This is a genomic window from Planctomyces sp. SH-PL14 (assembly GCF_001610835.1).
GTDB lineage: Bacteria > Planctomycetota > Planctomycetia > Planctomycetales > Planctomycetaceae > Planctomyces_A.
On record NZ_CP011270.1, the window covers coordinates 2701584 to 2723555 of the forward strand.

Below are 21972 nucleotides of genomic sequence, written 5' to 3' on the forward strand. Positions count from 1 at the left end.
AAAGACCGTCCTTCGCGTGGCGATTTCATACGCGTTCTAGTTGGAAGTGGCGCGTTTGAGTGCCTTGTCGGAGCAGACGGTCTTCATCAGTTCGGGGTTGAGAACTGCAGTCCGCCATGCGGACATGGCCGCCGCCTCCAGCGAGTCGTAGTCGGCGTAGGACTTGTTCGACCAGTAGTGGCTCTTGAGGTAATGCCACAGATTCTCCGCCGGGTTCAGTTCTGGACTGTAAGCCGGAAGCTGCAGGACCGTGACATTGGCAGGCACACGGAGCATGTGGCTGGTGTGGAAGCCCGCTCCATCCCAGATCAGGACAGCCTGTTCGTCGGCACTTGAAGCTGCGGATCCGGTCGCTCCTGAAGGAGGAGCGGGTCGAGGAGGACTGCGAGCAAGGCGCCTGGACGAAACGGTGGCGGACGTGGCTGGCCGGTGTGTTGCTGCCGGAGCATTCGCGATGGGTGCTGGATCGGGACCTCAAACGTCTCGATCAGCTAGCTCATGAGATCAAGGAAGTGGACAACCGGATGGAGGAGGCGACGCGGGAAGACGTCGTAGTCCAGACGCTCCGGAAGCAGCCGGGAGTCGGCGTGGTGACGGCGCTGCTGTTGCGGGCTGTGATCGGCCGCTTCGACCGGTTTCGGAGCGGGAAGCAGCTATCGCGGTACTGCGGCCTGACACCGCGGAACGCCTCCAGCGGGAAGCGGCAGTCAGACGGTGGCCTGGTGGCGGAGGGGCACGATGACCTGCGAGCAGCCTTGATCCAGTTGGCGAAGCGTCTTCCCCGGCACGAGCCGAGATGGCAGGAGCTGCATGCGAGGTTACGGAAGACAAAGCCGGCGAACGTAGTCTCGGCGGCGATTGCCAACCGGTGGGTGCGTCGTCTGTATCACGAGTTCGTTCCGGGCCTGAGCCGGAATCGGGGCCCCGCATGAGGCCGAACAAGGGAACATGAAGGACGAAGGAGCTTGGAGATGAGGAACCGAAGGAAGAAGACCACTGCGACGCCTGCGTCGCGAGGATGAGCTCGAGTGCCACTTGGGCGGAGGGAGAGGACAACCTCTCGATCCGACTCGTCAGCAGACAGGGCAGTTCTCGCAACCTCGAACATCCCCACATGGGCTAGGTGCTCCGCACCGAGGCTCGGATAGAAGACTGGGCTTCCCGCAGCGATCCACCTTCCGACCGATTCCGACTTGACGAGCAACAGACTTGCATAGAAATGGCACCCGGCCCCAGCCACCCCGCCGAGCGTGAATCTCCAACATGCCAGGTGTTGATCCAGCATTCGCCACTTATTGAAAGACAATCGACTGTCCGCTTTGGATGGCGACACTGCATAACCGACTTAGTCTCTCTAGAACTGGCTCCCCATCAACATCAATAAACGAATCATATAGACACGTCGGCTTCAAGCCTAAAAAATGTGCAACATGTCTCTGCCAATCAGATTGGTACTGAATGGCAGGCAGGTCCCGAAACTTTGCTGATATATCCTCGAGCTCGCCTTTTAGTCGCTCACATTCGGCGAGAGTCCATTCGCCGTCACAATCGGAATGAAGAATTAACGTCGGATACTTATCCCCAGTCTTCCCTCCCTCGAGAAGCTCCGTGACACTGTCTCGAAAGAATCCGAAGTCGGCGTAGCTCCCAACCTCGACTCCTTCGAGCTCATCACCATCGTCGAACACACACAGATACAACCCCATTGCTTCCTAACCTCTCTCAATATGCAAGAGCCCGGAGTGCTCCTTTTGGAAATCACGCAAACGCGGCTGCAGCCTGCACTGCATGGGTACATGGATGATCAGCTTAATCCCACTCTGCAGTGCTCGGTAGGTTAGCAGCCGAATTTGATATGTAAGGCTAAGTGAAGAGACATTCTTTATTAAATGAAGTGCGTCTCGATGTTCGGCATCGGCTCTGGTTCCTCTGGCTGTCTGATGTTTTGTGTAGCGGTACTCTATGCTCATTCTACCCCTCGACACGCACGCCCCACCGACTGAGCCAATCGCGAAATGTCGGACTAATTGGCCTTGTCGTGTGGATCGTATACGGTTGCCCTTCAATTACGGACCGATATGTTTGGAGTCTCAGCTGATAGCTGGACTGCAAGATGCTGGTGCCTCCTTTTATTTCAGTAAAACCGCCCTCTGTAGCGTCCAGAATTGTGCCTTTCAGGACTCCCGTCTTTGTGTGTTTAGCTTCACCCACAATCACCTTGAATGCCGCACTCTGCGTTTCATTGCCTGTGGGCCGCCACACTGTCGTGTTCTTTGGAAGTCCGAGTTTCCCCAGTTCATAGGCTTCATGCTCGCGGCCAGCTTTTAACGCGTCTTGTCCTAACTTGAAGAGACAGTCGTCATTGGCATTATGGACGAGCACGCCGGCTGAAGTAACTTCATAGACATGCTCGCCATGAACTTCGATATTGTACACCGAAACTGGATTTCTGCACTGCCCAATTGCCTCAACCCAAACAGGCCCGTTCCGGCCGAGCAGAGCATCCCCCACGTTCAGTTCACCCAAGGGTCGCCAGCATCCATCGTCTGCCGACCAGACGGGGTGGATTGACGTCCCTTCCAGGGTTTCTCCGGTCGACAACGCAGCCCGAACCGTGCCGTCGACCTGGCGGGTGATGAACCGACCAGTGACTATTTGGCCATCACCTACTGCCAGTCGCGGACAGGCCGCGATGGAGTGGACAGTCGCCCAGCCCTCCACCTCCAGTTCCCGGGAAACGATCGGAATTCGCCCTTTCACCTCCACCTGCTGCTGCGTCACCCACCACTGGGGCCTAAGTAATTCCGCGTCGACGACCGTTCCGTCAGTTCGAGTCACTTCAAGCGTCAGACAGACCCAGGTTTCCCGATCAGGCTCAGCGAAGGTACTGTCGTAGTCTCCAGGAATCGGATTGCGTCTAGCGACCCGCGCTCCTAACGGAACCGATTCGATCGGCACACAAGTGGACGACGCAGCCTCCAAAACCGAAGCGAATTGAGTCGTTAACGTACCATGACCACCCTGATTCGTCGGTTCGACGTCGCAAATTACTCCAGTGTCGTGGCCTTTCGGCATAGAGGCTACACGGACAAGAGTTCCGGCAACGAAGCAGCCGGCGTTTCTCATTGTCCCGCCTGTCGCGGCGATATCCATTCCCGCCTCGACGAACGAGGCGATCGTACTGCTCCCAGTTAGATCCGTGAGGATTTGATGCTTGAACGTCTCCGTCGGCGTGTTCGTCAACATCGTTGTTACGCCGGCGTAAAAATTGTCTCCCCCCGTCAGAAGCATATAACCGACGCCAATTGCTGCAACGGGCCCGAGAACCGGACAGGTCATGAGGATACCACCAGCGGTGGCGATCATGACGACACTGCCTGCAATCTGCCCGGCAGCTTGGATCCGGGGAAGTTGCTCCTGCACGTGATCGAGGGCTTGGTCGAGTACATCACCTTCATGGCCCCCGATCGCTGCAATCAGTGAGTCGATGGCGTTGGGGGCACTCTCTTCGGCTGCCGTAGAGTCCTCATGGTTGACCGAGTCATCAATACACTCTTCCTGCGAGACTCGGTTCGCCGTCTGCTCCCGGGCGTCCTCGACTGCATCCGCGATGTTCTCCGCCACCTCGGCCGGTGGAATCGGGGGCTGAGGCAGAGTGGCGGGGAGCCGAACCGTCGGAATTCCTGCCTTGTCGTAATCTTCTGCTTGTGAATCCGTGTCGAACAAGAAGCCCCAGAGAAATCCGCCATCTGCATCCTTCAGCTTTCGGTGCAGCGTTTCCCGAGTGGCTGAATCGACCGGGAAGGCATCAATTCCGCTGAGGATCTTGCCGCTCGCGTCCGCGACTGCAATTCCCTTGGCATTCATGTCCTTGATGAACGTGTCCTGAAGCTCCTTCTGACTCTTCTCGACCCGCGGCAGTTCGCTCCGCTTGCCTCGCCCCTGAGCCCCCGCCTTCTGGATGTCAGTCCATCCGGCGTCGGTCAGAACCTGGTGAGTCGTCTTTCCTCCCGTGATTGTGAGGTGATAGGAGTAGGGTTCCCGGTCGCTCCAGCCGTTCTCCGTGATCGGTTCCTGAGTTTCGCCTTTGACCCAGCAGACGTTCCCGTCGCACTCGAGCATCTTCGACTGTTCGCCCAGCTTCGCCACCAGATCGCGACCGAACCCCATCACCGCGTCCGCATTCAGCGAAAAGGCGTCCACGATCCCCGTGATGACCTGCGAGCCGTTGATCCCGCCACCGGCCTGCGTGCTGTTGTTGCCAGTGGGCGACGTTGACATCGCGTTGTAGATCGTCCGCCACTCCGTCGTGGTCGTGGGGCTGCCGCTGCTGCCGGAACTGCCGCTGCCTGAGCCCGATTCGCCGCCTGACGAAGAACCTTCGCCGCTGCCGCTGGACTCACCGCTTCCACTTGATTCTCCGCTGCCGCTGGTCTGGCCTTCGGTCTCGACCGGAGTGATCGGGATCGGGAGGGTCCAGGTCTGGCCGTCGTTCGAGTACGCGCCGGTCCCCACGGCTGCGCCGTAGGTGTTCAGGTCCAGCGAGGCCGCGTCCGCCAGGCCGGTCCAGGCGACATATGTCGTCTCGGTGACCGGGGGATGCGCCGCCAGGAGGACCCACAGATGGGATCCTCCGGAGCCGGCGATCCCCGCGCCCAGGATCCCGGTCTCTTCCTGCGTGGAGGTCGAGGTGGAGCCCGACTGTGTGGTGGCGTCGGTCAGGCTCCGCTCCAGCCACAGTTCGCCGGTCACAGGATCGAACCAGCCCGCGTCCTCCACTGTGATCGTCTGGTTCCCGCTTCCGTCCATCCCGCCGGACCAGCCGGCCCAGGAGCGGGACTGGATCGTCTCGCCGGAGGCTGTGTATTCCCCGATCGTGTAGGCCGGGCCGCCGTCGGGGCGCGCTCCCTCGCCCGCTTCGCTGAGGTCGATGTCGATCTTCAGGACCTCGCTGCCGTGGACAGAGAAGCTGGAACCGGTCGCCAGGTCCCAGCCATAGGGAGCCTCCTCTTCCGACGGGGGAGTGATGGCCTCTTTCCAGTTCCCGCCGAACTGCTGGTCGACGGTCTCATTGCGCTCGTAGTGGAGCTGCTCGTCCTCCAGCAGGATCTCCGTCCGGGAGCTGTGGGTCGCGCTGGAGCCGCGGCGATAGACCTTCAAGGCCGTGAACTGCGGACGCTCCTCCTCCGCCTCCATCTCGAAGTTGGCCGAGTCGGTCCGGACTTCGTGGCGGAAGTGGTCTTCGTCCCCGTTGTCAAAGGTGCGGCGGTCCGTGACATCGTAGGCGACGGTCCGCATCACATTCGCGCTTTGTACCGCTGCCCGCTGCCCCAGGTTGGTCCGGACCTGGGCGCCGGCCCCTTCGATCCACAGGGTAACGCTCCCCTCGGCGACCACTTCGGCGGACCGCGTGTCGTTGTCCGCGACGTTCCCGTCCGCGTCGGCGTCCCGGACCAACTTGCTGATGATGGTCCGCTGGACGTCGTCCGACATGGAATACTGAGTGTCCGCCAGACCGGAACTTTCCTGCATCTGCTCGTTGAGCGTGCTGTGAGTGAACGAAGTCGTGAACGATGCCTCGTCCTGCACCAGCTGCGTCTCCATGTTCGAGTCGAGCTCCAGCTCGATCCAGCGGTTGTAAGTATAGGAACCGATGGCGGTGTCGACGCTCTCCGAGCTGACCTGGCGGCTTCCGGACGTGATTCCATCGAAGCTCTCCTCGCTCGAATACTGCTGCATGAGCGTTGAGGAACTTCCACCGATCGTGTCGACCGATTCCTGCCCTTCCCCCCCGAACAGCACGGTTGTCATCTGCATCGAGCTGTCGGTCGAGAGCGTGCGATACTCCGACTCCGAGTCGGAGGATTCCACGAGGAGCCCGGCCGAGAACGGCGCGTTCGGGGCGGCGTTCACACTCACCACGCCCCCCATCAGGCCGAACTGGCGGCTGGGGGCCACCACGCCTCCCATGTTCACCCGCTCCTGAGTCCACTCTTCCGCTTCGCGGACCTCCTCGTGAACCGCCATCACCTCCGACTTCTCCGTGGTGACGATCGAGCCGGTCGTCGAGTACGTGTAGCCGGGGTCGTCGTTCGTCGGCACCGCCTCGGGATCGGGCGTTCCGGTGGTCAGGACGTGCGTGGTGTTGGTCGATTCCGACGCGAACGTGCTGCGATCGCGGGTCTCGCTGGTGACATCGCCCGAATAATTCCGGACGCGGGTCACCATATAGTCGGTCCAGGGACTGGAACCGGGGACGAAAACGGTGAACTGCAGGAAGGTGTCGGGCGGGAGACCGCGGTGGCCCTCGCCGCCGGTCGAGCTCCCCTCCGGCAGCGTGATCGACGCCCCGCGCTCCGTAATCTCCGTGTTGGTCAGCGTCCGGGTGTGGAGGACTGTCTGGCTGGAGCTGACTTCGTCCTCGGCGGCCTGGACGCTGCCGTTCTCCAGGACCCGCGTCCCCGAGCCGTACATGAAGTGGTCGATCGTCTGGCCCGCCGTCCAGTCGTGCTGCTGCGTCTGGATGAGCCGCGTATCGCGGAGGTCGTTCGTCTTGGGGTCGAAGATCGTGACGTCCGCCTCGACATCCTCCCAGAAGGTGGTGGCGGCGTCATAGATCGAGATGGCCCAGGTGTCGCTTTCCAGGATCACCTCGGCGTCCGGCGGCGGATTCTCGGGATCGACGACCGTGGTCCCCCAGCCGTCGACGGTCGACGACTCGCTCCGGACGCGGAGGGACTGGGAATCGTGCAGCCGCGTGCCCGTCATGCCGGCCGCCACAACCTCCTCCGGATCGCTCGCCGACGTGAGGGCCACAGTCAGGCCGCCGAACGTGATCGCCCCGCCGGTCAGGCTGCCATCCAGGAAGACTCCCCCGCCGGTCCCGACCGAGTACATCCGCATGGCGGAGGTCTCGTCGACCGGCAGCTGAATCGTGACGAAGCCGGGGTCGACCGGGTTCTCGAACTGCGTCGGATCGTCGGAATGCCCTTCCCACTGCAGGTCTTCCGGCAGCGAATTCGCCGGGTTGAAGGGGATCACGATCCCGCCGGTCTCGGAGAGCGAATGCCGGTCCGTGATGACGGTCGACTGCACCCCGTTGCGGATCGTTTCGACGTCGAGATGCGAGACTTCCTCGGTGTAGCCGCTGAAGGCGGTCACGTCGGTGTAGTCGTACGTCGATTCCAGGACGATCTCGGTGACGAGATGGGCCTCGTCCTCCTCGACGACGCCGTCCTGGTCGACATCGACGTTCTCGACCTCCAGCGAAAAGCTCGACACGGAGCTCGAGGTCTCCGCCCAGGCGGTGATGCCGGACTCAATGGTGTTGCTGGTGCTCTGCAGGATCGTGTGCGTGATCTGGTTGCCGCCGGTGGGGATTGTTGCCGTCGTTGTCTTGTCGACGTCGAGCGTCAGGGAGTCCTGAGTGAAGTAGGCCTCCGTCCCCGCCCCCGTGCTGGCCGTGGTGGTCGACGTCGAGTATCCCAGCGACGCCCCGTTGCTCCCGGTCGCTCCTTCGGTCTCCGTCTCGACCGAGAGCGTCCACTCCTCGGTCCCCTCCGTGCGAAGAACGGACTCGGACGCGAACGGGATGGCCGGACCCGTGCCGGACATGTTCAAGGTCGTGATGTTGACACGGTCCTCCGTGGAGTAGTCGCTCTCCCCGGCGGACTCCAGGAGCCCGCCGGCGGTGAAGGTCACGTCGCTGCCGACGAGGGTCGTGTGCCGCGAATCCGCCGTGGACCACGTGTCGCCATCGGGCCGCGCGGCGGTGACGTTGGTTGATTCCACGTGGCTGTGCCGGATGAGCGTGGTCATCGTCTCTTCGACCGGATCATCGTGCGTCAGCGTGTAGAGGACGTCGCTCTCCAGTGTCGTGGCGTCGTGCCCTTCGCTGGTCCCGGTCAGGCTCCCCGACACGAGTGTTCCGGACGAGGTGGTCTGGTACTCGTCCTCGATCGTCGAATCCAGCCGAGTCGTCGAGATCGTCCTCGTCTGGTCGCCATTCATGGCGATATAGAGTCCCGAGGTGAGATCAGCGTGCTGGATCGACACGAGCGTGCCGCTGTCCGAGTAGGCGTAGGCCGAACCGGTGATCTGATGCGCCGCGTCGTAGGTCGTCGTCAGCGAGAAGGCGAATTCGTCGTGCGTGACGAAGGAGGAGTGGGAGGTGTCGAGAAGCGACACATTCAGCGTGATGTCGTAGGCCGGTTGCTCCGCCGCCGCGGGAACGGTGATGGTCCGCGTGGTGGACTCGTCGACGTCCGACTCGGTGGTGACCGAGAAATCGTCCTCGCCCGAAGACTCGTAGCTCAGCGTCGACGACGCCCCGCTCTGCAGCACGAGCTGCCACTCGTAGCCGCCGGACGTCTGGACCTCGATCCGCTCCGTGGAGTCGGCCGCCGTGGTCGACAGGACGACGAGCGTACCGTTGTAAGTCTCTTCGACGCTCTCTTCGAACGCCGGCCCCGACGCGGCCGAACCGGGGAGCGTGCCGAGCCGGACGTGCCGCTCCTGGTCCCCGGACGAGCTGTACAGCCCCGTGACGGTGAAGGTCCCCCCCTCCGCGTCGGTCTCGACGACGTCGGTCTCGCGAACGAACGCGTAGTGGTCGGACTCATGGACCAGGACGTACCAGGAGACCGTCTCGACCCCGACCCCGTCGTAGGACTTCGAATAGAAGAACTCGGTGTCGGTCGATCCCGTTTGCGTGAGCGTGTAGGTGACGCCGTTCTGGTCGTCGAAGGTCGTCACGACGGTGTAGGTGGTGACGACGTGCTCGAAGTACGTCCAGCCGCCGTATTCGTCGACGGTCGACGAGGTGGTGACCGATTCGGACTCGACCGTGGTCCGCGCGTACTGGGAGTCCGCGAGTTCCCAGGTCTCGGGATCCTCGGTGTTGTCGGAGGTGGTCGTGACCGTGGAGAGCGCGACGTTCCCCTGCGAACCGGTCGGCAGGAGATCGAGGTAGGGATCCGTCAGGCCCCCCCACTCCGTCCCGACGGCGAGCCCGCCGAGCACCGGCAGCTCGATGTTGGGCGAATACTGCTCCCGGCCGAAGACATCGATCCGCGGCGGCGGGGCGGTGCTCGATCCTTCGCCGCTCGACCCGCTGCCGTACGGGTTGCCGTTCCCCCCCGAGTAGCCGTTGCCGTACTCGGTTCCGGAACCGGACGTGCTGCCGCCTCCCGTCCCGCTCGTCGATCCGGAGCCTTCTCCCGATCCCGACGAACTCCCCTCCCCGCTGCCGGAGGTCTCTCCGCTTCCCGACCCGCTCCCTTCCCCGGAGCCGCTCCCCTCACCCGAACCGCTGCCGCTGCCGGATCCGGTTCCCGATCCCGGAGCGACGACCTCGATGGAGATGAGAGCTGTTGCCGAGCCGTAGGTGTCCGCGACCGTGACCGAGAAGGTGTAGGTCTGGCCTTCGACGAGCTGCGTCGGATCGCTGACCGTGATGGCCCCCGTGGACCAGTCCAGGAGGAACGGGCCGGTCGATTCGGACGTCATCCAGTTCAGGGAGTCCCCTTCCGGATCGTTCGCCACGGGGGTTCCGACCGCGGCTCCGTACAGGGCGTCGCTCTCGACCTGGTAGCTGTACGTGGTCTGCGTGAACTGCGGCGGCTGGTTGAGCGGCGGCGCGATGGTGATGGAGACGGTGGCCGCGTCCTGGCCCCAGGCGTCGACGACCATCACTCCGAAGGTGTAGGTCTGGCCTACCGTCAGGGACCACGGATCGTTCACGCGGATCGAGCCGTCGGAATCGACGGAGAACGGCGAAGAATTGTCCGTCGCCCAGTAGAGCCGATAGTCCCCTTCGGCATCCGTGGCCGCGATCTGGCCGACGGTCGCATACTGCTGGACGTCCCGCGGGACGGAGAACTCGAACGTGGACTCGGTGAACGCGGGGGGCTGGTTCGTCGACGGCGTGACGAGGATCGAGACGGCCGTCGTCGCGGACCCGTAGTAATCTTGCGCGGTGACTTCGAAGGTGTAGGTCGTTCCCACCTGCAGCGCGTAGGAGTCGTAGACCCGGATCTGGCCGGTCATAGAGTCGACCGTGAACGGCCAGCTGCTGCTGGAGGACGAGAAGTAGAGACTCCCTCCATCGGCGTCCTCGACGCTCAGCGTCCCCACGACCGCCTCGCTCGAGGAATTGAGCGGCAGGGTGTATTCGAACTCGGCTTGGGTGAAGCTCAGCGGCGTGCGGGGGGTGACGTCCACCTGCAGCTCGTACGCCAGGCCTGGGGCGCTGCTCCCCCCCGATCCGGAGCCTTCTCCGGAACCCGAGCCGGAGCCGTACGTGGAATACCACTCGTTGCCGGCCGCGGAGAGGCCGATGTAGTAGGTCCCGGACGAGGAGGCGCTGAACGTCAGGACGCTGTCGTTCGAGGATTGACCGGTCTGCGGATCGATCCCGTTGCCGTTCGCCGCCACCTCGTATCCCCACTCGTCGAAGACGCGGAGATGGCTGTCGAGGCTGCTCAGGGATGTGCCGTTGTCGCGCTGGGCCGCGTCGATGTCGAGCCGGACGGAATCGCCCGCGTTGAGCGTGATGCGGTAGAAATCGACGTCGTAGGCGCCGTTCGCGTTGTCGCCGATCTGTCCGGCGGCCCGGGCGGACTGGCCGGTCAGCAGGTGGCTCGTGGAGGTGTCGTCTCCGGCGACGTCGCCGACGAAGATCGAAACCTGGGTCGCCGCCGAGGAGTCCCCTCCGACTTCGACGACGTACTGGAACTGGTCGACCCCGGTGTAGCCCGTGGCGGGGGTGTAGGAGAATGTGCCGTCCGCGTTGAGGCTGACCGAGCCGTGGGCTGCGTTCTGGGTCAGCGCAGCGCTGCTGCCGGACGTCGCGCCGGGGTCGTTCGCCAAGACGCTGACGGCCGAGGCCAGGGCCTGGTCGGCGGGGGTGTGGTAGACGTCGGGCTGTGCGGAGACGCCGGACAGGAGGGTCCGCGCCTCGAGAGCTTCGGGGAGGCCGAGCCGGGCGGACGCGCGGGTCCGGCGGCGTGGACGCCGGACGGCGTTCCACCAGAAGCGCGCACGAACAAACCGCAGCCATGACGTGAGCAGCATGCCGTCATCCCTGTCAAAACGAAGCAGGCCCTAGGACTTGGCCCCTGAGTCCTGCGAACGATTGTGAATGTGTCGTCGAACTTGGTAGCCCTGTTCCTTTCACCCACCTGGAAAATGGTCTCTAGGAAACAGGCACGGCGGTCCTTCAACTTCGTGAACGATTTCGGCCCCCGAGTCAATGCGAGCGAGCCCCCTCGATGCCGTTTCCAAAGGATCAGCGCGCGGCTCAGGGCTCTCACCCCGGGGCGCCGCTTTGCTGTGACCAACTTTGGCGAACGGGGTTCGAGAACACCCCCTCAGATGCACCGTCAAGGCGTTGGCGCTTCAACCTGGCGATTGGCGCCCGATGGGATCGGACGGCAGCCGGTGCAAATGTAACGGCTCGATCGTCGTCGCATTGAAGAGGCTCGCCCAGACCCCTGTCCAGCAGTTTGTTTCCATTTCGCATCGCGGCAATTTTCGCATCCCAAGAGTGAAGAATTGACGGAGTGTCGAATCCAAAGGGTTGCGCTACCGATTGCAGATCATGCTGTTCGTCTCTCGCGATTGAATCTCATGGCAGGAGGATCGATTCCACGTCCGACAGGTTCGGAAGTCATGGATCGACTTCCAATAGCTGAGGGAAAGGGCAGGAGGTCCCCACGTACTCATGGGGACCTCCGAAGTTGCCTTTCGATGTAGTGATTCGCGTTCTATCTGTCACGACTGCGTCGAGAATGCATGCGGATCCCTCCAGAGTGGAAGGACATTGCCACGCTGATGAGAGCAGTTATGAGGAAGACAGCCCACGAACTAGTCGCGGTGCCAACCAAGGTCGCAATAGTTAGAGCGCCATTTACGTGCGCATTGTTCAGTTTCTGACGATCACTCAAGCGATTCTCCTTTCGAGGGTTCACGACGAGCCGACGAGGTAGTGGGCGGCTCGATGATCAATAAAGACAGTCCCAGTCTTGATGGAGTTGGGGCAGCATCAGTTGCCCGTGCAGTGGCCATCGCCAAACGAGGTCGCCTCCGAAGTCCGGCTCGCCACCGCCCGGTCCTCCCGTTCGGCTAATTTGCGAATTCCGTTGCTTACAAAGAGAGTCTCTTTGTATTCTTAGACGATCCAATTCCCGGCAATTACATTGAGTTCGAGGATGAGACGTCTGCCTAAGATCGAGCCTGTGGGAGGCATCTGGCGTGCTAGGGAGTGTGGACATTGAGGGTGGCGTTTTCCTCTGGAGTTGGCATCATCGGCTGCACTTCAGACCGGTCAAGGAAGACCACGATGTCCAGACGCCACGCTCTCACCGACGCGCAGTGGAACCGGATCCAGGATCTCTTGCCCGGTAAGGCTGGTGATCCGGGGAAGACGGCTGCAGACAATCGTCTCTTTGTGGACGCAATCCTGTTTGTCGCCAAGACAGGGGTTCTCTGGAGAGACCTCCCCGAACGATTCGGGAAGTGGAACAGCGTCTGGCGACGATTCGATCGCTGGTGTGAACGGAACGTCTGGAAACGACTGGCTCAGGAACTGGGCGAGTCGGATCTCGCCGAACTCCAACTCGACTCGACGTCCGTCAAAGTGCATGTCGCGGGCCTTGGCGGTCGTCGTCAGGCCGAGGAAAAAAGAGGATGCCGACGAGCGCCGCTGTCTCGGCCGGTCTCGCGGAGGTCTGAATACCAAGGTCCATGCGGCTGTCGATGCTCAAGGGCACGTGGTCAGCATGAAGCTCAGCCCCGGCCAGGACGGTGACGGCCCGCACGGCCGGGAACTGCTTGCGGAGTTCTCCCGAGGGCAGATTGAGCACGTTCTCGCTGACACCGCCTACGACGGTGATGAAACGCGGGCCCTGGTGAAGCGGCTGAAAGCGAAGGCTTGTATCAAGCCGCACAAAAGGCGGACCAGGACGAAGCGTTACGACAAGGAGCGTTACAAGCACCGGAATCTTGTGGAGCGGTTCTTCGGCCGCATCAAGCAATTCCGTCGTGTGGCGACCCGGCCCGAAAGGACGGCCAGGAACTTTGTCGGCTTCGTCTGGCTCGCGGCCCTCATCATGGACGTCTTGTGATTGTCCACACTGCGTAGCACGTTGGGTCTGAGCTATGAGACCCAGCCCTTTGAAGGTGCATCCTCCTTCATGGTAAACCGGTGTCATGTCGAGACATGCACAGGATTTCCAGGGAGGAGGCGACCATGGTTGGTCAATCGGTCCTCGACCGCTTCATTCAGCAGGCTCCGCTTTGTGTTATGGCCCGGGCGACACTTGAGAAAGTCTTCGCCCCGCAGAGATTGGATGCCCTGTTTCAACGGACGGCTGTCCGACAGTACGAACGGGAGCTTCTGTTCTCGACCGTCGTCGATCTCATGAGCCTGGTCGTCTGTCGCGTCACACCGTCCGTTCATCGGGCCTATCAGCAGAAGAAGGCCCAGATTCCCGTCTCCATCCGGGCTCTCTACGACAAACTGGGGCATATCGAACCGGCCACGTCCCGAGAACTGGTGCGGCAGACCGCCTCTGAGATGGCCGAGCTGATCCGGACGCTGCCGGCGATGGCGGCTCCCCTCCTTCCCGGATACCGGGTCAAGATTCTCGACGGCAACCACCTAGAGGGAACAGAGCATCGGCTCAAGCCGCTGCGAACTCAAGGAGGCGGAGCCTTGCCCGGCCAGTGCGTCGTCCTGCTCGATCCCCAGCTCCGCATGATCCTGGACGTGATTCCTGACCTGGATGCCTACACCCAGGAGTGTCGTCTCTGCCTGCCGCTGTTGGAGGGGATCGAACCCAAGGATGTGGTGATCGACGATCGGAACTTCTGTACGAGCGAACTCCTGTTCGGTCTGGCCCGACACGCCGCGTTCTTCATCACCCGGCAGCATCGGGGCCGGCTGCGATGGGAGGTTACCGGGAAAGCCAAATCGCTCGGCCGGGGCGATTCCGGCCGCCTGACGGAAGAGCCTGTCCGCCTGACGGATCCCACAACCGGTGAGGTCCTGCCGGTCCGCAGAATCACCATCGAGTTGGACGAACCAACCCGGGATCACGACTCCACGCTCCACTTGCTGACGAACCTGCCCGCCAGTGAGGTCACCGCAGCACAGGTCGCTGAGCTGTATCGGGAGCGATGGACGATCGAGACAGCCTTCCAGGAACTGACGACACACCTGAGGTGTGAACTCAACACCCTTGGCTATCCGCCTGCGGCCCTCTTCGGCTTCTGCACGGCGGTTGCGTGCTACAACGTCCTGGCGGTCGTGCAGGCCGCTCTGGCTTCTGCTCATGGCCAGGAGTTCGTTGACGAGCAGTTCTCGCACTGGCGGATGTCGGATGAGCTCAGCCGCACCTACGTCGGGATGATGATCGCGATTCCGGCGGATCAATGGGAACAGTATGGAACTCTTCCCACCGAAGCTCTCAGCCGGCAGCTCCACGTCTGGGCCCAGAGCGTCGATGTCATCCGATATCGCAAATCGATTCGTGGTCCCAAGACACGCACCAAACGTCCAGCCGCGAGGGCTCAGCACTTCTCGACCGACAGGCTTCTCAAGCAGCGGAGATCCAACACGGGATAGCCACCTTCAAAGGGCCCGCTCTCTGGCCCCTGCGGCGACGTCCCCTAGAATTGACGCCACCCGATTGTCAGCTTTGGGACGTGCTTCCTTGTCCACCGACCCCGGCATTCCGCTCGATCAGTTCTCTCCCGAGGAAATCGCGTTCTTCCAGGAGAACGGCTACGTCATCGTCCGCGGCCTGGGTGACACGGTCACGCGGGAGCGGATGTCGGAGGTGACGCTCGAAGGGCTCGCGCGGCTCATCGAGCCGGTCGAACTCGAAGCAGACCTGCACTACCCTGGCGCGCCGCAGTCGCGCGAAGCGGAAGGGGGCCGCACGGTCCGCCGCCTCAAGCAGGCGCTGACCCGCGACTACGTCTTCCTGCAATGGGTTCAGCACGCCGCCTTCGCCGGGCGGCTCCGGCAGCTCTTGGGGCCGGAGATCGTCTGTCCGCTGGCGCATCACAACTGCATCATGACCAAGGAGCCGCGGTTCAGCAGTGACACCGGCTGGCATCAGGACATCCGCTACTGGTCGTTCACACGGCCGGACCTCGTCAACATCTGGCTGGCGCTGGGGCGGGAAGACCAGACGAACGGCTGCCTGCAGGTCATTCCCGGCACGCACCGCATGCAGTTCGACCGAAGCCGGTTCGACGATGCGGTCTTTCTGAACCCGGATCACGAGGAAAACAAGCCGCTGATCGAGCGGGCGGTGCCGGTGATCCTGGATCCGGGCGACGTGCTGTTCTTCCACTGCCTGACGTTCCACGCGGCGACGCGGAACTTTTCGGACCAGGCGAAGTATTCGGTCGTGTTCACGTTCCGGGCGGGGGACAATCCGCCGCTGCCGGGGAGCCGCTCCGCAGCCTCATCAGAGCTGATCCTGCGATAGCTGAACCGGGTCCAGGGGCACCCTGGTGGGGGATGCAAGGGGATCACATCCCCTTGCCCGCCGGAGGCCCGTCTCGTCGAAAGATCTCTGAAGGAGCGGGTGTCCAAGCGCGGACAACGTATCGGATGCCCCCACTCCTCGGATTCTGACCGTCCGGCGAAAGTGTCTGACCAGCCGCGCCCGCCTGCCGGGCAGCGTTGGCCCGGCCCCGGGACGGCGGCCTCTGAGTCTGGCTGGCGAGCGCCCGTAGAATCCCGGGCGTTCGCGTTTCGCCATGATTCTCCGTCCTGACGTGCTGCCGATGCCCCGCCTCTCGATCCTCGATCTCGCCTTCGTTCCCGACGTCCTCACCCCCGGGGACGCCCTGCGGAACACGCTCGATCTCGCCCAGCACGCGGAGCGCTGGGGCTATCACCGCTTCTGGCTCGCCGAGCATCACAACATGGTCGGCATCGCGAGCGCCGCGACCGCCGTCGTGATCGGCTACGTCGCGGGGGGCACCCGCACCATCCGCGTCGGCTCGGGGGGGATCATGCTCCCCAACCACGCTCCGCTCGTCATCGCGGAGCAGTTCGGGACTCTCGAATCGCTCTATCCGGGGCGGATCGATCTCGGCCTGGGCCGCGCCCCGGGGACCGATCCCCTGACAATCCGCGCTCTTCGCCGCAACGTGACCGCCGCCGACAGCTTCCCGCAGGACGTGCTCGAGCTCCAGCACTACTTCGAAGAGCCCGGTCCGGCCCAGGCGGTCCGGGCCATTCCAGGAGCGGGGCTGCGGGTGCCGCTCTGGATCCTCGGATCGAGCCTCTTCGGCTCCCAGCTCGCCGGAGTCACCGGCCTGCCGTACGCCTTTGCGTCCCACTTCGCCCCGACGCATCTCATGAACGCCCTCCACATCTACCGCAAGGAGTTTCAGCCCTCCCCACAGCTCGATCGCCCCTACTGCGCCGCGGGGGTGAACGTCATCGTGGCCGACACCGACGCGGAGGCGCGGCGGCTCTTCACGTCGCCCCAGCAGCAGTTCACGCGACTCATCCGCGGCACGCCGGGCAAGCTCCTCCCGCCGATCGACGACATCAACACGTTCTGGGCTCCGCACGAGGAGCAGCAGGCGTCGGCCATGCTCAAGTACGCGTTCGTCGGCTCGCCGGAGACGGTCCGCCGCGGTCTGGAGGCGTTCGTCCGGGACACGGGCGTTGACGAACTCATCGTCGCGGCCGCAATCTACGACCATTCCGCGCGGCTCCGCTCTTACGAGCTTCTCGCCGAGCTCTGGAAGGACGTCAGCGCGGCCTCGCCGGCGGTCGTGAGCGCGACATGACGTTCAAGGTCCTGTTCCATGAAGGCCCCGAAGCCAGCCTGGCGACGCGAGGGCGGATCGGCCGGCTCAAGCTCACCCCGGATGCGGCCGTCATCGACAGCGATCCCCCGGTCGTGATCCCCCACGAGGCCCTGCGGTCGGTCGAGCTGTTCCGGATGCACAACACCGGACGGATGCTGAAGGTGACGCACTCCGGCGGCACGCTGTTCATCACGGTCGTCCGCTTCAGCCTGTTCGGCTTCTTTGCCCTCGTCAACTACTTCGCCACGGGAGAGCTGGCGGAACTGTGGAAGCGGCGAATGCCAGCGGGTCACGACGACTGACCGCCGCTCGCACCGGCCGTGGCGGATGCGTCGGAAGTTGCTAGAAATTCAGGGGATTGCGCTTCCCATGTTCGGCCGGATTCGACAGAACAAGGCCTGACCGGGAGTGCGATCCCTCCCCAAATTCCTGACTGGCGACGGAGTGAGGTTCGTTGTGGCGGACGTGACGTGCGACATCGTGGTGATCGGAACCGGCCCCGGCGGCGAAGGGGCCGCCATGCAGGCGGCCAAGCACGGGAAGCGCGTCGCCGTCATTGAACGGGCCAAGATCGGCGGCAACTGCACCCACACCGCCACGATCCCCAGCAAAGCCCTCCGCCATGCCATCAGCGACATGGTCCAGATCCGGAACAACCCCCTGTTCCGGTCCCGGGCCACATCGCTCGAGTTCACGGTCCGCGATCTCCGCCGGGCCACGAACTCGGTCATCAATCAGCAGATGCTGATGCGGACGACGTTCTACGAACGCAACGACTGCCACCTGTTCCAGGGGAACGCCCGGTTCCTGGGCCCCAACGAGATCGAAGTCGTCGAGGACGACGGCGGACGCAAGACGATCGAGGCGGCCTACTTCGTCATCGCCACCGGCTCGCGCCCCTATCACCCGCACTTCGTCGACTTCAACCACCCGCGGATCTTCGACAGCGACACCATTCTCAAGATCGACGAGGAGATCAAGACCCTCACGATCTACGGAGCCGGGGTCATCGGCTGCGAGTACGCCTCGATGTTCCGGAACATGGGGGTGCGGATCAACCTCATCAACACCCGCGACAAGCTGCTCGACTACCTCGACGAAGAGATCATTGATGCCCTGAGCTACCAGTTCCGGGAGAAGGGGGTCGTGATCCGGAACCTGGAGGAGGTCGACAGCGTCGAAGGACACTCGGACGGCGTGGTCCTGGCCTGCAAGTCCGGCAAGCGGTTCAAGACGGACGCCCTGCTGTGGGCCGCCGGACGGACGGGCAACTCGAACGACATGGGGCTGGAAGCGATCGGCGTCACCCCCAACTCACGCGGCAACATCGAAGTCACCGAGACGCTCCAGACCGCGCAGCCGCATATCTATGCCGTGGGGGACGTGATCGGGATGCCGGCCCTGGCCAGCGCCGCCTACATGCAGGGGCGGTTCGTCTCCATGCACATCCTGGGAGAGAAGGATCTGACGATGATCCGGGACATCCCGACCGGGATCTACACGAGTCCCGAGATCAGCTCGCTGGGGAAGACGGAGCGGGAGCTGACCAACGCCAAGGTCCCCTACGAGATCGGCTACTCGCACTTCAAGAACCTGGCTCGCGCGCAGATCAGCAACCAGACCGCGGGGATGCTCAAGATCCTGTTCCACTGCGAGACGCTGGAGATCCTCGGCATCCACTGCTTCGGGGCGAACGCCTCGGAGATCATCCACATCGGTCAGGCGATCATGATGCAGCCGCCGCCGAACAACACGATCCGCTACTTCATCAACACGACCTTCAACTACCCGACGATGGCGGAAGCCTACCGCGTCGCCGCCCTGAACGGTCTGAACCGCCTGTTCTGAACCGCCGGTTCCCGACGGGCTCGCCATCCGCCACCGCATCAGCCGCCGGACGTTCGGAAGTTCAATCGGAACGTCGGGGCGGAAGCGGGAGCGGCCTCCGGGCCCGGTTTTCCGAAGCTCTGAGCCGAGGCGTTCGCCCGATCCGACGGACCGCCGGACTGCCCTTCGGACGGAGCAGCCGGCCGGAAACCGGAACCGGTTCGGTTCCCCCAGGCCACCGGAGCGAACTCAGGACGGGTCAGCGACATCAGTCCCGCCCCGGGACGCTGGTGAACCGGCCAGGTGCGGAACTCCTGGACGGTCAGCGCCAGCTCGACGTCGTTCCGGAGCCCCATCTTCTTCAGCAGATGGGCGCGGTGCTTCAGGACCGTCTGGACGCCGATCTCGAGTTCCGCGCCGATCTCTTTGGAGCTGCGGCCGCGGACGAGCAGGTTCATGACCTCGCTCTCCCGCGCCGAGAGGAGTTGCATCTGCCGGGCGACGGCGGCGTGCCGGATCCGTGCGGGGAGGAACTGGCGGTCGAGCTGCAGGGCGGTATCGACCGCCTGGACGATCTGGCCGGGCCGCGCCGGGAGAAAGACGGTGTCGGTGACGCTCAGCCGCAGCGCCTGTTCGACGAAGGCTGCATCGCCCCGTTCGCCGACCGCTACCGTGGGGAACTGGCTGCTGAGTCGCCGCAGGGGTGCAAAGGCTTCGTCGTCGTCCAGTTCTTCCTCTTCGCCGCCTTGCAATGGACACGGGAGCGCCAGCACCAGGCAGCACGCCGTCGCTGCGGCCATTTGCTCGATCCACCCGACGTCGTCGCTGAGGTGAATCCGGAGGACGGTCGCCCCCAATCCATAATTTCCCGCGGCCACATCCTCGAACACCGTGTTCAGCGGGTCGAGAACGTAGATCCGCGCGTGCAGATTCTGTGTCATTTGTATTGCGGGCCCCATTACGAGATCCGGCCGAAAAGATTGATGCTTTTGGGGGGAGATCGTCGCGTTAAGGTTCATCGGTCGAATCCACCGCCGATCTGTGACAACGGGTGTCACATGTGTGGCAAAACAGGACAATTCAGGATGCGAGATTTTCGCCGGTTCGGTGGCGAACGGCGAATTATTCCCCTGCCCGCAATCGGCAGCGGCCGAAGGACTTGAGAGCGGGCGCAGGGAGCCGCCTGATCAGGGAGTGCGCGGCGGCCAAAAAAGCAACGCAGCCCCCTTACCTGACCCGCGGGGATTGCAAAGCGAGCGGTGAGTTCTCAGTGCCGGTCCCACAAAAGGGGACATCCGTTGTTTACCACGGTTCCTCGTGGAAGTGCCTCCGGCGGCAAGGGGGCGTGGCCCCCTTGACCCCAGACTGCCGTGGCACGCTGGGTCTGAGCAATCGATGTCGTGCCGGCAAGGACGGTTTTCAGATGCCGTCCAATGCGACGCCCAGCTTCTGAGCTGTGTCCTGGATCTGACGCCAGGTCTCGTCCGGAATCGTCACGCCGGAGGCCGCCCGCTCCTTCCCGCGACGGACCTCGATCTCCCCGGGGAGCAGGATCTCATTCACCCCCGGCAGCTTCCGGGCACTCTTGATCGACTCCGCGTACTTCGAGACCAGACAGTCGAACTCGCTGCGGTCAATAAACCGCGAGATATCGACCACGTACAGCCACACCCCATTGGCCCCCCGCGGCAGGTCATCCCGGCAGACACCGCTCCCGGACAGCATCCCGCACAGCACGTCGACCATCACCGCCAGACCAAAGCCCTTGTGCCCCATCAACGCCCCCCCCAGCGGCAGGATGGCGCCGTACGGCTTGCTGTAGTAATCCCCCGGATTGGCCGACGGGTTGCCGTGCCCGTCGATGATCAGCCCCTCGGGAATCGTCTCCCCCTTCTGGTGCGAGACCCGCAGCTTCCCTTCGGCGGTGGCACTCGTCGTCATGTCGAGGACGATCGCCTCTTCGCCCAGCGGAGCCCCCATGCTGATCGGGTTCGTCCCCAACCGGCGGTCAATTCCGCCGAACGGCGCGACTCCCCCGGGCCCGGGAGCGTTGACCGCCATCAAGGTGACAAAACCTTCGCGTGCGGCTTTATGAGTGTAGGAGCCCAGCCGGCCGACATGGTTGCAGTTCCGGACCATGATCGTCGCCGTGCCCGACTGACGGGCCTTCTCCATCCCCATCGCCAGGGCCTTGGCGGCGATGACCTGGCCGAAGTTGAAGTGCCCGTCGAGGATGGCGAACGCCGGAGCGTCGGTCACGACGTCGATCGGGCTCCCCGGCTTCACGAAGCCTTCGTGCATCATCTGCACGTACTGCACCAGCCGCATGACGCCGTGGCTGTCATGGCCGACGATGTTCGCTTCCGCCAGTTCCTCCGCCACGATCGCCGATTCCTCGACAGGAACCCCCGCCCCATTCAGGACGAGCTGCGCAATCTGGAAAAGCTGGGAACGGTTGAAAGTCGGCATGGGACGGGGCGAGCAAAGAGGGATAAGAGGGGGTGGCTGCGGACAGCCGCCGACTCTATCCGTTCGCCGCGCGATCGGCCAATGGACGACGCACCGGAACCGGACGAGAGAAAGGAGCGGACGATGACGCCCGGTTCAGGCCCGGTTCGCCGCCGGTTCGCTCGCGCTCTTCAGGAGGGCGCGGACCTGGTCGCGAAGATCGTTGTCGGAGAGCTGCTCGATATCGAACAGGCGGAGGAACTGCACGCCGTAGTAGTAGCGGCGGAGCTCCTTGCGGGCGAGGGTCGTGACGACCTCCTCGTCCACGCGGCACACCTTGCACTCGATGAACTTGGTATCGAAGCCGTTCGTCGAAAACCGGACGAACCACGGATGCTCGCTGGGAATCGACTCCATCGAGACGATGCGGGCTCCCCCTTCGGAGACGTCGCGGGTCGAGATCCGTCGCAGTTCCGGAGACCCTCCCGCGCTCGGGAGGAGCAGCAGCCACCCCGGAGTGACGATGCTGGAGCGTGCCTGCCGTCGGCGGTTCATTCCCTGGCCCGCGGTGGTGTTCCCGTTTGAACTGGCCGGAGCGGATTGCGTCGGAGGGTTCAAACAGTCGTTCATTCGCACTCTTTTCCGTCGGTCAGGGGGCGGGGAGCCCCGGCAGGCGGTGAACCGGAAATCGCGGGAGGCTGACGCTCCGTCTGCGCCGGCGTTTCTCGATCACCTCCCTCTATATGGCATACGCCCGGCGCAGCCGCTCCGGCCATTTCCGTAATTGCCCGGATGGGGTCCCAAGCTCCATCGCTCCAACCGTCACAGGCGTCAGGACCCCTGTGATCGCCGCTC

Annotated in this window: 13 protein-coding genes and 1 pseudogene; 8 read left to right on the top strand and 6 right to left on the bottom strand. The window is 63.4% G+C overall.

All coding sequences use genetic code 11. From position 1 onward, the window contains the following. Positions 1-36 precede the first annotated feature (36 nt). The gene (locus VT03_RS10630) at positions 37-312 is read right to left on the bottom strand and encodes a transposase (RefSeq protein WP_315850212.1); all 276 of its coding nucleotides are present in this window, start codon (positions 310-312) and stop codon (positions 37-39) included. A gap of 20 nt (positions 313-332) precedes the next feature. On the opposite strand from VT03_RS10630, the gene VT03_RS10635 reads away from it, so the two are divergent. Beyond that, positions 333-932 (top strand): transposase, encoded by a 600-nt coding sequence (locus VT03_RS10635; protein ID WP_075092963.1) that lies wholly within the window; start codon positions 333-335, stop codon positions 930-932. A gap of 360 nt (positions 933-1292) precedes the next feature. Here VT03_RS10635 and VT03_RS35220 read toward each other — a convergent pair whose 3' ends face one another. After that, positions 1293-1706, bottom strand: a complete 414-nt coding sequence (locus VT03_RS35220; protein WP_075092964.1) for an Imm70 family immunity protein — start codon at positions 1704-1706, stop codon at positions 1293-1295. Positions 1707-1971: 265 nt separating this feature from the next. Next, positions 1972-11073, bottom strand: a complete 9102-nt coding sequence (locus VT03_RS10645; RefSeq protein ID WP_075092965.1) for an Ig-like domain-containing protein — start codon at positions 11071-11073, stop codon at positions 1972-1974. A gap of 1267 nt (positions 11074-12340) precedes the next feature. Between VT03_RS10645 and VT03_RS35225 the strand changes: the two are divergent. From VT03_RS35225 to sthA, 7 genes and pseudogenes are all read left to right on the top strand, one after another. Beyond that, positions 12341-12634, top strand: a pseudogene (locus tag VT03_RS35225) (transposase); the annotation flags it as partial. A 19-nt stretch (positions 12635-12653) separates the two neighbouring features. After that, on the top strand, positions 12654-13124 hold the full coding sequence (locus tag VT03_RS34975; protein ID WP_410000386.1) for an IS5 family transposase: 471 nt from the start codon (positions 12654-12656) through the stop codon (positions 13122-13124). A 125-nt stretch (positions 13125-13249) separates the two neighbouring features. Continuing rightward, positions 13250-14626 (top strand): transposase, encoded by a 1377-nt coding sequence (locus VT03_RS10660; RefSeq protein WP_075092675.1) that lies wholly within the window; start codon positions 13250-13252, stop codon positions 14624-14626. Positions 14627-14714: 88 nt separating this feature from the next. After that, positions 14715-15500 carry a phytanoyl-CoA dioxygenase family protein gene (locus tag VT03_RS10665; RefSeq protein WP_231870638.1) on the top strand — a complete coding sequence of 262 codons (786 nt, stop codon included), beginning with the start codon at positions 14715-14717 and terminating at the stop codon, positions 15498-15500. A gap of 301 nt (positions 15501-15801) precedes the next feature. Next, on the top strand, positions 15802-16821 hold the full coding sequence (locus VT03_RS10670; protein ID WP_075097050.1) for an LLM class flavin-dependent oxidoreductase: 1020 nt from the start codon (positions 15802-15804) through the stop codon (positions 16819-16821). Continuing rightward, a complete protein-coding gene (locus tag VT03_RS10675) occupies positions 16818-17144 on the top strand; it encodes a hypothetical protein (protein WP_075092966.1) in 327 nt (108 codons plus the stop codon). Before VT03_RS10670 ends, VT03_RS10675 begins: the two co-directional genes overlap by 4 nt. Positions 17145-17298: 154 nt before the next feature. After that, entirely contained in the window at positions 17299-18690 is a 1392-nt protein-coding gene (sthA, locus tag VT03_RS10680) for a Si-specific NAD(P)(+) transhydrogenase (RefSeq protein WP_075092967.1), read from the top strand. 38 nt (positions 18691-18728) lie between these two features. Here the strand turns inward: sthA and VT03_RS10685 are convergent, their stop codons facing one another. The 3 genes from VT03_RS10685 to VT03_RS10695 all read right to left on the bottom strand — a co-directional run bounded on the left by VT03_RS10685 (position 18729) and on the right by VT03_RS10695 (position 21747). Continuing rightward, the gene (locus VT03_RS10685) at positions 18729-19610 is read right to left on the bottom strand and encodes a response regulator transcription factor (RefSeq protein WP_075092968.1); all 882 of its coding nucleotides are present in this window, start codon (positions 19608-19610) and stop codon (positions 18729-18731) included. Between the two features lie 478 nt (positions 19611-20088). Beyond that, entirely contained in the window at positions 20089-21138 is a 1050-nt protein-coding gene (locus VT03_RS10690) for an Ldh family oxidoreductase (protein WP_075092969.1), read from the bottom strand. A gap of 135 nt (positions 21139-21273) precedes the next feature. Next, positions 21274-21747, bottom strand: coding sequence for a PilZ domain-containing protein (locus tag VT03_RS10695; protein ID WP_075092970.1), 474 nt, complete (start codon positions 21745-21747; stop codon positions 21274-21276). Positions 21748-21972 lie beyond the last annotated feature (225 nt).